Source organism: Lentzea flaviverrucosa, assembly GCF_003350445.1.
In the GTDB taxonomy this organism is placed as follows: Bacteria; Actinomycetota; Actinomycetes; order Mycobacteriales; family Pseudonocardiaceae; genus Lentzea; species Lentzea californiensis.
The window spans coordinates 1,265,417-1,278,124 of sequence record NZ_QQAU01000001.1; the positions used below are offsets into that span (position 1 = coordinate 1,265,417).

Annotated in this window: 10 protein-coding genes; all 10 read left to right on the forward strand. The window is 68.7% G+C overall.

The genetic code is table 11. The annotated features are described in order from the left end of the window. The first annotated feature begins 324 nt into the window (after nucleotides 1-324). The 10 genes from DFR72_RS05685 to DFR72_RS44860 all read left to right on the forward strand — a co-directional run bounded on the left by DFR72_RS05685 (nucleotide 325) and on the right by DFR72_RS44860 (nucleotide 12,675). Complete coding sequence (locus tag DFR72_RS05685) at nucleotides 325-2,568, forward strand: LuxR C-terminal-related transcriptional regulator (protein WP_170176133.1); 2,244 nt, start codon at nucleotides 325-327, stop codon at nucleotides 2,566-2,568. Nucleotides 2,569-3,263: 695 nt separating this feature from the next. Beyond that, nucleotides 3,264-4,487, forward strand: a complete 1,224-nt coding sequence (locus DFR72_RS05690) for a hypothetical protein (protein WP_143086626.1) — start codon at nucleotides 3,264-3,266, stop codon at nucleotides 4,485-4,487. A gap of 376 nt (nucleotides 4,488-4,863) precedes the next feature. Then, nucleotides 4,864-6,786, forward strand: coding sequence for a S53 family peptidase (locus DFR72_RS05695; protein ID WP_245982536.1), 1,923 nt, complete (start codon nucleotides 4,864-4,866; stop codon nucleotides 6,784-6,786). A 136-nt stretch (nucleotides 6,787-6,922) separates the two neighbouring features. Continuing rightward, on the forward strand, nucleotides 6,923-7,243 hold the full coding sequence (locus tag DFR72_RS05700) for a hypothetical protein (RefSeq protein ID WP_090063700.1): 321 nt from the start codon (nucleotides 6,923-6,925) through the stop codon (nucleotides 7,241-7,243). A 54-nt stretch (nucleotides 7,244-7,297) separates the two neighbouring features. Continuing rightward, nucleotides 7,298-8,353, forward strand: coding sequence for a hypothetical protein (locus tag DFR72_RS44855; RefSeq protein WP_143086625.1), 1,056 nt, complete (start codon nucleotides 7,298-7,300; stop codon nucleotides 8,351-8,353). Beyond that, nucleotides 8,350-9,081 (forward strand): hypothetical protein, encoded by a 732-nt coding sequence (locus DFR72_RS05710; protein WP_090063698.1) that lies wholly within the window; start codon nucleotides 8,350-8,352, stop codon nucleotides 9,079-9,081. The genes DFR72_RS44855 and DFR72_RS05710 overlap by 4 nt, the downstream gene beginning before the upstream one ends. Nucleotides 9,082-9,106: 25 nt before the next feature. Next, nucleotides 9,107-9,724 carry a DUF3558 domain-containing protein gene (locus DFR72_RS05715; RefSeq protein ID WP_090063697.1) on the forward strand — a complete coding sequence of 206 codons (618 nt, stop codon included), beginning with the start codon at nucleotides 9,107-9,109 and terminating at the stop codon, nucleotides 9,722-9,724. Further along, nucleotides 9,721-10,845, forward strand: coding sequence for a hypothetical protein (locus DFR72_RS05720; RefSeq protein WP_090063696.1), 1,125 nt, complete (start codon nucleotides 9,721-9,723; stop codon nucleotides 10,843-10,845). Before DFR72_RS05715 ends, DFR72_RS05720 begins: the two co-directional genes overlap by 4 nt. 99 nt (nucleotides 10,846-10,944) lie before the next feature. Continuing rightward, entirely contained in the window at nucleotides 10,945-11,934 is a 990-nt protein-coding gene (locus DFR72_RS05725; protein ID WP_090063695.1) for a L,D-transpeptidase, read from the forward strand. A gap of 48 nt (nucleotides 11,935-11,982) precedes the next feature. Next, on the forward strand, nucleotides 11,983-12,675 hold the full coding sequence (locus DFR72_RS44860; RefSeq protein ID WP_090063694.1) for a hypothetical protein: 693 nt from the start codon (nucleotides 11,983-11,985) through the stop codon (nucleotides 12,673-12,675). Nucleotides 12,676-12,708 lie beyond the last annotated feature (33 nt).

Below are 12,708 nucleotides of genomic sequence, written 5' to 3' on the forward strand. Positions count from 1 at the left end.
CCGTTCCATGGGCATCGGTTCTGGAACCGACCGGCCCGCCGACACGAGTGTCAGCACGATCCCCGCCAGAGGGCTGGACCGTTACCACGGCCAGCACTACCTGCGCTCGAATCGGCACGGCGCGGCACAGCACGTGTCTGGGGGAAGAGAATGATGACCATCGAACGGCCATTGCCCGGAGAAGACCTCTTCGGGAGCTACGCCGTTCCTGCACCGCGCCGGGCCGTCCCAATGGACGAGTCCTTGGTGCCAGGTGAGTTGACAAGCCTCATCGGGCGCGGGAAATTCCTTGAGGAAGCCGGCCAAGCCTTCCGGTCCGCCCGAGTGCTCACCTTCGTGGGGCCGGGTGGCGTGGGCAAGACACGCGTTGCCGAGCGCCTCGTCCACGCGGCGACGGACGGCGACGATGCGTTCGAATGCGGCCGTGTACATCTGGCCGAACTCCTCGACAGCGAGGACCGGCTCGCCTCCGTGATCGCGCAGGCGTTCGGCCTTCATGAAAACTCGGCTGTACCCGCCGAGAAGCTAGTCACCGAGCACCTGCGGTCACGCCGGACGCTGCTGCTGCTCGACAACTGCGAACACCTCGTGGGCAACCGTCCTGGCAGCGGGCCGGTCCCGCAGCTGCTGCGCCGACTGCTGCGTGCGGCCCCAGGTCTGCGGGTGCTGGCGACGAGCCAGATCCGACTCGGTGTGGAAGGCGAACATCTGCTGCAGGTTCCGCCGCTGTGCACCGGCACGGAGGAGTCCGCCGATCCGGAGGCGCTCACCACGGTGCACGAGGCGCTCCGGCTGCTGATCGTCCGGGCGCGGTCCGTCGGTGTCGAGATCACCGATGCGGACTTTCCCGTGGCCAACCGGCTGTGCCGGATGCTCGACGGTCTTCCGCTCGCGATCGAGCTCGCCGCGAGCCAACTCGACGTTATGAGCCTGCGTTCGATCGTCGAGCACCCGGACCTTCTCGAACTTCTCGTCGACGGCCCCGCGGAGGAGGCACGTCACCGCACGCTGCGCACGATGCTGGAGTTGTCACAGAAGCTGCTCAGCCGTGACGAGCAGCGCATGTGGATGTTGATGACCGTGTTCGAGGGCGGCTTCGACCTGACGTCCGCGCAAGCGGTGTGCGCCGGGCAGGAGATCAGCCGTGCGCAGGTGCAGCCGCTGCTGTCCCAGTTGGTGCGCAAGTCGCTGCTGCGGGTCACCCACCAGGACGGCGTCACCCGCTACCAGATGCTGCATGTGATCCGGCAGTTCGGACATGAACTGCTCGCCGTGGCCGAGGATGCGTCGCCGACGCGGGCGCGCCAGGACCACGCTGACTTCTTCAGCGACCTCGCACGGCGGGGCGCGGAGTTGTGGCTCGACGGCGAAGTCGAGTGGATGCACCGCCTGCTGACCGAACTGCCGAACCTGCGCGCCGCTCAGCGACACTTTCTCGCGCACCCGCAGCAGCGGCTGCGAGGACTCGAACTGGCGATCAACCTCACCCGGACGCGATGCCACATCTTCGCCGGTCAGATGAACGACGCCCGGCGGATGCTCACGCTCGCCCTGCAGGCCAACGCTGGGCCGCCAAGCCCCGAGCTCATCGGGGCCACCTCGATGCTCACGTGGATCGCGCTGCTGCAGGGGCAACACGACCTGGCCAAGCCACTGCTCGACCGCGCGGAACGGGACGCGGCCGCGCTCGGACTGCAGGACGCCATCAACCCGCTGCTCTACGCGTCTGCGACGTCGATCTTCCTCTGTGAACGCGATCCGGCCCTTGCGCGCGAGGCACTGCCGGCGCTCGAGCGCGCTGAGCAGGCCTTCCAGCGCGGCGGCAACGCCGGCGATACGTTCATGGGGGCCTTGTTCAGGGCGATGGCGGTCGCGTTCATGGGCACGCGTGAGCAGGCAGTGCCCTTATGCGATCGGTTGATGGCCTCGGTGAAAGACTCCGACGCGCAATGGTCGATCTCCTGGGCCACGTGGACGCGCGGCCTGGTCGAGTTCGTCCACGGCAGCGTGCACCGAGCCATCACCCTTGCTCAGACGGCGCTGCGGATTCAGCGCCAGATCGGTGACACCTGGGGACTGACCTGGAGCACCTGGTTGATCGCGGTCGGCGCAGGAAAGCTCGGTGATCACGAACTCGCGGGGCGGGTCCTGGGTGTGGTGAACAGCGTCCAGCAGGACTCCACTACACGCGTGCGGAACATGCAGCCGTTCATGCGAGTGGACAGCCAGATCCGCAAGCACGGCTGCCACGTTCTCGGCGAGGATCGGTTCGAGCAGGCCATCGGCGACGGGGAATCCCTCACGGTCGAGGACGGACTCACCCTGGCCTTGACGCCGGTGTGCGACATGCACCGGATGCGGGTCGGGGAAGAGCTGTTGACGCCGAAGGAGCGCCAGGTCGTCGAGCACATCGCCCAGGGCAAGCGGTACGCCGAGATCGGCGACGAGCTCGACATCTCCGATCGCACCGTCGAGGTCCACGTCCGCAACGCCAAGCGCAAGCTCGACTTGCCCAGCAAGAGCCAGCTCATCGCCTGGTTTCTCGAACCTCGTCGCGCGTCGGCCTGACCGGCGCCGCTGGTCCACACGGTGGCCGTCGCACTCAGGTGCGGCGGCCACCTCGTTGCACGCGCCCTTGCATCAGCACCGCGTGCGTAACCGGATGAATCGTGCGCACCGCGCCGGGATTCGCATGCCCAATGTCGCACCTGGCTCGCCGCACACAGCTTCATCTACTGGAACCAAATGAGCGTTCCGGATGAATTCCTCTTTCTTGCGCGTAGTACCACTCACCCCGCAGCTCCGTCTCCGGAACCCGTAGACGTCTACACAGGTCACGCATCGCGCACTAGCCGCATGATCACACCTGCGCGGCCACACGGATGGACACAGATGGATATCCGGGCGTCGAAAGCCCGGTCGGCACTCTGATTCAGCGCACCGCCCGAGTCGCCACCCAGCGCTGTCACGCCCAGATCAGGGCGCTGTAAGGGCCGCGTCTACGGGTTTTCTAACGCTCGTCTACGGGGTTTCCCGTAGACATTCTTTTCACTAAGGGAAAAAGTCCGAAAACTACCTTCCTTACTACGCATTGACAATCTAGATGATTCCAATAGTGTTTGTCCCGACGGGTTGCGGAGCGTCCGGCCGAGTGGCCGGTGGGAATATGTGAGATGTCAGGCACTTGCTGGAGAAGCGGCGAATGCCACCTCACTGGTATCGGGTCTCCGCACCGTTCTGACGAGCACCTGGGGGTGAGTTAGATGAGCGAGCAGATGACGCTGCCAAGCGCAGGATTCGCGCGTTCAGCGGCCGCGGAGAGTCACATCACGGCCTTGCTCACAGCCCACGGCGCACCAAAACCTCGCCGTCGAGTCACCGACGTCGGCGAGGCGGCCAAGCAGCGGACCTGGGAGGGGCCGCTGCTTGGCCACCGGCCGGTACACCACGACCGGCCGATGGACGAGACGTTGGCCGCCGTGCCGCAATCGCCCGCTCGCCGGTCGACGAGCGGCGGCGCGGCGGCCGACGTCTCAAAGCCTTGGGGGAGGACGACATTGCCGACACATCATCAGCCGCGCTGGGTACACAGCAGCGGCGGCCTGGCGGTCGTGCTGGGCATGCGAGCAGATCCGGTCCCTGACGAGCTCGTCGCCCACCTGGAACAGGGCACCACTGCCGATCCGGCTGAGGACCTGATCGAGCTGGAAGGCAAGCTGCGCGCGACGGTGGCCACCCTGACGAGGCGGACCAACCAGGCCGAGCACGCGCTGGCGGATGCCCGCAGCCTCGTTGCCGACGCGAAGACCGACCGGGGGTTGTCCGCCTGGCTGCGTCGCCGCAGGACGAAGGCAGATCTGGCCGGTGTCATCACGGCACAGTCGAAGCTGCGGGACCTCCTGGACGACGCCGTCGCGATGCGGGACGTGCTACGAGAGTTCGTCATCCGTCTCGATGCCCCGTCAGGCTTGCTGCGTGAATCCGCAGACGGCTGGCAGCATTCGCCCAACGTGCCTCCGAGCGTGGTCGTGTTCGGCCCGGAGGACAGCTTCGTCGCCGCGGACTCGCGTCGCCTGGAAGCCGGCTGGGGCGGTTCGCGCATCGCCGGCGTGGTCTACGGCGAGCAGTGGCGCCGCGACGGCGACGACGACGGTCCGTACAGCCAGCCGCTGGACCGCGCCGGTCCATGGCGGGTCGCGTTCATCCCCCGCACCGGCGAGATCTACGCGTCACGACGCTGCGGCTACCTGTCGCAAGAGGTATGGCTGCTGGGCAGCGACTTCGAGCCAGACCACGCCCACGACCTGCTGACCGGCCTCATGCCGCGCATGCGCGAGCCGAACTCCGTGATTCTGGCGGCGGGTGTCGTGCACGCCACCCGCTCGCTACGGCCACGCGGGCGTTGCGTCGCACTACGCAGGCCGCCGGCGCGCTTGAGTGCACCAACCGGCGAGGTCGACGAGGAGGACACCTTCGTGTCGGATTAGCGCGATTCGCTTACCTCTCGATAGATACCTCAGCCTGAAATCCGTGGATCTCAGGCCGGTCGAGGCACTCAAAAACACGTCGAATCAATTTCTTCAATAAATCCGATGGAACCCCTTGACTTTCCCTGAAGGCTCGTCGCAGGGTGAAGATGCGGGACATCAGCGCAGGTCGGAGCAGTGCATGAGCGCGCTCCTCCGCCGCGGAGCGGCCTTACCGCTCACACGAGGAATCACGGCACGAGAACACAACTCATGACGTGGCTTTTCGTTTCTCACTCTTCTTAGACTGCGGGTAACTCGCCGCAAATCTCCGGCAGGTCCGGAGGACGCTATGAATTCGGGGGCTTTGCAGATGTCAGTACGACCATCCCGTGTGGTGGGTGTAGTGGGGGCCGTCGCGTTGCTGACGAGCCTGGCGATTCCGTCGGCGTCGGCGCAGGTCATCGACGCCGCGCCCCTCATCGACGCGACTCCTGGCTGGGCCAAGCCTGAAGCGAAGGTCGGTCAGGCCGATGCCGGGCAGCGACGGCGGGTGCAGATCGCCTTGCAACTGCGCGACAAGCGCGGTGCGGAAGCGCTAGCGAAGGCGGTATCGACGCCGGGTTCCGCCCAGCACGGCAAGTACCTGTCGCCGGGGCAGTTCGTCGAGCGGTTCGGCCCGGCGCAGGCCACTGTGGACAAGGTCAGCACCTGGCTGCGCAGCAAGGGTTTGGCCGTCAAGGACGTTACCTCGAACCGGCACTTCATCTCGGTCGAGGCGAGCAATGGTCAGCTCGAAGCGGCGTTCGGCACGTCGTTGTCGTCCTACAAGCGCAAGGCCAAGGACGGGCGTGAGCACATTCTCGTGGCGCCGGAGAGGGCGCTGACCCTGCCGCGTGAGCTCGCCGGCGTGGTGACCGCGGTCGTGGGAATCGACGACAACGCGAAGACCGTCACGCCGAACCAGGTCTCGATGCGCGCGGTCCCGGGACGGCCTGGCCGTCCGCTGACCGCGGCGGCTCCTGGTCAGGAGTGCGCACCGCATTGGGGCGCGGTGAACAACACCGCCGTGCCGCAGATGCATCCCGCCGGGCAGCAGAGCAACGACATCTGCGGCTACAACGCCAGCCAGATCAGGGCGATCTACGGCCTGACCGCGGCCAACACGGGCGCCGGTCAGCACATCGCGATCACCGGCGCCTACAACCTGCCGTCCCTGGTGTCCGACACGGACCGGGCAGGCCGCACCTACGGCTGGCCGGCGCTGACGGCCGGGCAGTACACCGCGAAGGTCGCGCCGACGTTCGACAGCGAGAACGAGTGTGGCGGCGTCGAGTCGTGGCACGCCGAGCAAGCCCTGGACGTGCAGGCGATCCGGGCGTTCTCACCCGCAGCGAAGATCACGTACTACGGCGCGCAGTCGTGCTTCGAGCTGTACTCCGGCCTGAACCAGGCCGTCGCCGACAACACCGCGTCCGTGGTGACGAACTCGTGGCTGTTCGAGTACGAGGCCGACATCCCGGCATCTGACCGTGAGCAGGTCGACGCGATCGCGTTGCAGGCCGCGATCCAGGGCCAGGCCGTGCTGTTCTGCAGCGGCGACCAGGGCGACAACTCGCGCATCAACGGCCGCCCGGAAGCCAGCTGGCCGGCGATCCACCCGTGGGTCACCGCCGTGGGCGGCACCACGGTCGCGCTCGGCGGCGACAACAAGCTGAAGTTCACGGCCGGGTGGCAGCACTCCGGCTTCACCCAGAACGGCAACCAGTGGGCCGCTCAGCAGGACAGCGACGGCCGCTTCGCCGGCGGCGCTGGCGGCGGCGTGTCGATGCGGTACCCGGCGCCGGACTACCAGAAGAACGTGGTGCCCACCTCGATCAGCCAGGGACGACGCGCGATGCCGGACATCTCGGCGATCGCTGACGCGCTGACAGGCATGGGCATCGGTCACACCCGCCCGGACGGCGTGTACGAGCTCTACCCCAGCGGCGGCACGTCATTGGCCTCACCGGTGATGGCGGCGCTGGTCGCGAACGCTCAGCAGACGCAGGGCGTGGCCCGGTTCGGGTTCCTGAACCCGGCGATCTACAAGCTCAAAGGCAACGCGGCGATCACCGACGTCACGCCCGTCAAGGCCGGGATCTGGGCCCCGTACATGATCCAGTGGCGCAACGTCGACGTCCCGACCCAGGCGAACTCCTACCTGGTCAACGTCGACGACAAGCCGCAGACGCTCGTCTCGGCGACCGGCTGGGACAACGTCACCGGCATCGGCACCCCAGCGTCCAACGGCGCGTTCCTCACCGCACTCGGCAAGTGAGCTGAGTTGCCCCTTCCACGTCAGTCCACTCGGGACTGACTCCCCCAGGTCGCGCCGCCCGTCCCCGTTCCCCCCAGGCCGGGATTCATGGCGGGCGGCGCGCCCACCCACGGTTCTCACGGCAGGAGCAGGACCATTGACGGTTCGATCGATCGCCACGCGGCTGCTGGCCACCGCCACGGTGATGGCCTCGATGACGGTGGCGTCTGGCGTGGCCTGCGCGCAGGTCCACCCGCGCTCCGGCGCCCCGGTATCGCAGATCCAGGTTCAGGCCGGCGCGGCCGAGACCGCAGGCCTCGCCGCGTTCCACGCGGAAGCGACCGGGAGCACTAGCGCGGCGACGCCGCGAGCGCCGAGCTGGATCACCGCCGTCCGCGCGGCCGCGTCGAGGGTCACCGGCATCGCCGCTCTGGTGCGCGGCGGGCAACGCGCACCGCTTTCCACCATCCACTTCTAGGTCTCTTTCTGTGCCGCCCGCCGGCACATCTCGTTCTGATCGGGGGGATCGATCATGGCTCTACGACAGCGTTTCACGCTCGGCGTGCTACTCGGTGCGGTTGTGCTGACCACGGCCTGCACCGGCTCGGGCGGTGACCAGCAGCCGCAGGACAACGGCGCGGCACAGCAAACCGAGGTCCAGGTCGAGCCGGGCGTATCGGAGCCGTACAAGGCCAAGGCGCTCGCCGACGGGAAGAACAGGGCGATCGACGCGTGCGGGCTGCACGACCCGGACGCCGCGCAGAAGGCCACCGGCGACGAGCCCGACGAGATCCTGCCGTCGAGCTCCGGTCTCAACGAGTGCGACCTGCGCACGCACCAGGGCGAGTTCAAGTCCACCTGGACCTTTTACCTGGAGATCGGCGCAGCCTACGACGCCGCCCGGCGTCGCGACGATGCGCCGGAGAAGCTGGGCGGGATGGACGTGTTCGTGTCCGAGGAGGAGCGGACGTGCACGATCTCCAGGCCGATCGACGACAACCACGCGGTGCAGGTGCGTGTGAGCGCGTCGGTCATGTCGAACGAGAAGCCCGCGAAGCCGGCGTGCCAGGTGGCGCGCGAGTACGTCACCGCGCTGGCGCCGGTCTGGCAGGACATGCCCAAGCACGGTTCCGGCCGCACCCAGCCCGAGCTCACGTTGGTCAAGCTGGACCCGTGCAAGGCCGCGTCCGCGACGCTGGACATGTTCGAGGAGGGCTACCTCGAGACCGGCGGGCCGATGTCGTGCACGGCCCGGTCGGCGAAGGTCACCCCGCCGCAGAAGCGGGACAAGGGTGTCGGCCGGCCTGAGGTCAACGTGCTGTGGACGATGAACAGCGACCCCTCGAAGCTCATCAAGGCCGGTGACGACACCGCGCGTGAGGTCACGGTCGAGGGCCGCAAGGTCGTGCTGTCCAAGGGCTCCTTCGGGTGCACGAGCTACATCGTCTGGGACGACCAGGTCAAGGTCGACCAGGACAACCGCGGCGACGGTGACGAGCTCACCCAGCAGATCCGGGTGCAGACCGCGACGTGTGACAACGCCGAAGAGGTCGTGAAGAAGATCCTGGCGAAGGTGGGTCAGCGATGAGCCGCCGTCACACCACCAGCTTCGCACTGACGGCGCTGGCCGGGTTGCTCGCAGGCTGCACCAGCATCGTGCCCGGCTCGCCGGCCCCACAGTCCGCCCCCTCCGAGCAGGCCACGACCGCCGAGGGTGGCTCGTGCGCACGCAGTGAGAGTCCGGACCGGTGCGTGGAATGGCAGGACACCAAGCCCAAGACCGGGCAGGAACTGCTCGAACAGGCCGCGCAGGACCCTCTGGCCGCGGCGCAGATGCTGTGCTCGGCGGTCCCGGCCGCGGTGTGGGACCGCCACCTCGGTGCCGGAAACTACCGGGTGATCAACGACGGTCAGACCTGCACGATCAGCTCCGACGACACGGCCAAGACCAGCGACGGCAAATACGCGCCCGTCCTCGAGGTCCAGGTCTACCTCTCCGCCAGCGACTCGATCGCCCGCGACCTGCAGATCCTGCGATCACGCAAAGACACCGCGGCGATGGTGACCGAACTGTCGATCGCCGGCAAGCCGGTCATGCGCGTCGGTGACGGAGAGGACGCCAACGGCACAGGCCGGGACAAAGAGGAGCTCAACATCGCGGTGCTGGGCGACGTCGGCAAGGCCGGTGTGCTGCGCATCCGGTACAGCGTGCGGCCGCCACGCGGACAGCCCACCGAAGCGCCGATCGACCGGTCGAAGTTGGACGCAATGCGCGATCCCGCCACGACCGAGTTCCTCAAAGTCCTTTTCCCGTAATCCTTTCATCGTCTCGGGGGAGATCATGAACTTCACCACCACGGCGCGGACAGCGCTGACGCTCGTGGCCGTCACCGCCGCGTGCCTGTCGACGGCGCTGCCGACGCAGGCCGGGACCGCCCAGGACAAGAAGACGATCACGCTGGGCGACCTGGACCCGAAGGTCGACGCGAAGTCCGTCGGTGCGCCATTCGACCCGTGCCAGGTCGGCTGGGAGTCGATGCCCGCGGAAGTGCGTTCGGCGACGAACGCCAAGCCGAAGCTGCGCGCGCCGAAGAAGGACGACGTGTTCGCGGTCGGGTGCAGGTACGACAACGGCGCCGCCGACGAGGTCAGCACGGAACAAGGCGCCGCCCCCAAGGTGGGCAAGAACTTCTTCGTGTTGGTCGTCTGGGCCAAGCCGGGACAGATGGCGACAGCGCAGGCCGACCATGCGGGTTCTCAGTCCGCGCAGTTCGGTCCGAAGAGCGGATTGCTCAAGCCCACCACGAACAACGCCAGCCAGGAAGCGGCCTGCACAGCGATCATGCCGCTGGCCAACGGCTCGGCGGCCGTCGGCATCACCAACGGGCGCTTCCCACAGGTCGACACGTGCTCGATCGCCAAGACGATCGCCACGTCGATCGCGGAGAAGACGCCGTGAGCGTCCGGCTCGGCGATGGCCCGCTCATCACGCCGTTGGCCGGCAGCGTGACGGTGGTCGGATCGTCCAGTACCCCGGTGGGCAGGCTGGGCGCCGGTCCAGAGACCGATCCGGAGAAGACACTGCCCATTCCGCCGATCAGCGGCTGGGTACTGCTGTGGCAGGCGACGTTGTTCCGCTTGCCGTCGTGGTGCCGGCCGCGGACCGTGCTCAAGCTGACCGCGGCGGCGGTCCCGGTGGTGCTGGCGGTGGTGCTGTTCCGAACGCCCGACACGGACTCCCGCAACACCGCCCAGGCCGGTACGGACACGCCGGCCACGGCCATGTCGACGGGCACTCCCGCGCCGCCCCTGCCGGTGCCGCACGGCAGTGTCCCGATCACGGCGCAGGAGGACCCGTCCGCGATCGCGCCGCGTGTGCCGTCTGCGCAGGAGCTCGCCGGGCTGCCGAAAGCGGTCATCGGTGCGGCGATGCAGGCCGCGCCGGTCGACCCGGCGCCGTCGGTCACGCCCGGTTCGACGGTGTTGCACCCCACGCAGGACGTGCCGGTGTACTCAGAGCCAGGTGGATGCGCGTTCGCGGTGCTGCCCGCACGGCAGGTCGTGGCACCGACGTGGGTGCCGGTGGTCGAGCGCAGGCCTGGGTGGGTGCTGGTGCTGCTGCCGACGCGGCCGCAGCCTGCCAGCGCCGCGCCGGTGGGCTGGATCCATCTGCACCCCGCGGTCGAGCTCGCCGAGAGTGATCGCCGCGTCGAGGTCGACGTCACGACGGGCCGGGTGAGCGTGCTCGCGGTGCTCGGGGGCACGACGACCTACGGGCCGCTGGGCGCGACGCGCCCGGCGGAAACGGTGGCGCAGGCCGTTCCCGCGACCGGCACGCGCAGTTTCGTCGCGATCGGTGGCCCGTCCGCCGAGCTTCCGTGGCCGCTGCGGCTGGTGTGGCCGTTCGTGGTCGACACCGGCCGGGTGTGCACCGGCACGTTCTCCGCCGTCTCCATCCCGGGGATGCCCGCGGTCTCACCACTGGGGTCGCTGGACGCCGACGGCTGCGTGCCCGCTCCCCCAGCCCTGCACTCCGCACTCGCACAGGTTCCCTCCGGCACGCCCGTTCTCCTGCGGTGACAAGGACTTCCCGGTCGTGGATGTGCGCTCCGCCGTTGTCGGGGACGCGCGGCACGCACATCCACCCTTATCCCCCCTTCCAGTAGAGAGGAGGCACTGATGATCGACGACGGCGACCGGCACACCGCGCCCGGCCAGGGCGACGAGCAGCCGGCAACGACCGGCCCGGAATCCCCCTCGGGTACGCGGCCCACCCAGCCGCCCACGGAGACGCGCCGCAGGTCCGCGCTGGCATTGGCCGGCGTGCTGGTCGTCGTCGCCGTTGTCGTCTCCGCCCTGTTCGTGCACACCAGGTCAACGACCTCTGCGGACCCCGCGCCCCTGGCCAGCAGCCCGAATCTTGCGGGCGACAGCGCCATCAGCGCGGCGGAGATCGTGTCGCCGCGCCCGGTGACCGACGAGCAGCTCGCTACTCTGCCGCAGGCCACCACCTACAGCACCACGGCGGCCGCACCACGCGACCCCGCTCCCGGCCACGCACCAGGCGGGCGTGTCGCACACCCCACGCGAACGGTGCCGGTGTTCGCCGAACCCGGCGGCGAACCGGTCGCCGCGGTGCCGGCACATCAGCCGCTGGGGATCGAACCGAACCTCGTGCACAGCGACACCTGGTTGTCCGTCGTGGACGAACAACCAGGCTGGGCGCTGGTCACGCTTCCGTCCCGCCCCAACAACTCCGTGGCGTGGATGTTCACCGACACCGACGCGGTGACCCTCGCGACCACGCCGTACCTGATCACCGTCGACCGCGCCGCGTTCGAGCTCACGCTCACCATCGGCGGACAGGTGAGCGGACGGTGGAAGGTCGGCATCGGCAAACCTGACGCGGTCACTCCGGCAGGCCGCACGTTCCTGCTCGCGGCGCTGCGCGACGAGAAGTCGCCGTTCAGCACAGTCGTGCTGCCGCTCGGCTCGCACAGCGACACCCACCAGAGCTTCGGCGGCGGGCCCGGCACCGTCGCCTTTCACAGCTGGCCGACCGCCGACGTGTACGGCACGGCCTCCTCCGACGGCTGCGTGCGAGTACCGGCCGACGCCCTGCAAGCCCTCACCGACGTCCCGTCCGGGACCACGGTGTTGATCAAGTAATCACCTGTTCTCCGGCCACAACGGCCATACGAAACAAGGGGGGACCACGTGGTCCGCAGTATCGAATCCACCCGCCGCGTCCTGGCCGCGGTCGGCATCGGCGGCCTGCTCGCCGCCGGTGCCGCCGCGACGCTGCAGTCCGCCAACGCACAAGCGGCCGCGTCGACGGCGTACGGCGTCTCGGCGTCCGGAGTAGAGGCCAAAGCCGCCCAGCCGTCGGTGTCCAGCGACGGCGCGGTCAAAACCGCACAGGGCTCGGTCGCGGGCATGGGCTGGAGCGTCAGCGGCCTCACGGTGAAGGCCGGTGCCGGCCTGGCCGAAGCGTCCGCCGGCAACGTCGTGGTCGCGGGCCGGGCGCTCGGCGCGGTCTCCGCGACCTGCGCGGACGGGGTGACGAGCTACAAGGGCCCGAACGTGACCGAGGCCAAGCTCAAGGTCTCCTCCGGTGGCGGCGCGGGCGCGACCATCCAGATCCTCGGGGCGGACGGCAAGGCCGCGCAGACCATCACCGTCGCGGTCGTGTCGTGTGCCAAGGGCTCGGTGCCACCCACCACGACACCGCCCACGACCACTCCGCCGGCAACCACCACACCGCCCGCTTCGACGCCGCCCACCGGACAACCGACGCAGCCGCCGACGAGCTCTCCCAAGCCGACGCAGAAGCCGTCCGGCACGCCCGTGCCGCAGCAGCCCGCGCCCAAGCCGCAGCTGCAGGAAGGCCACCACCCGGTCACCGGCTGACCTACCCAGTCACCGGCCGACCGCGACCGGCAC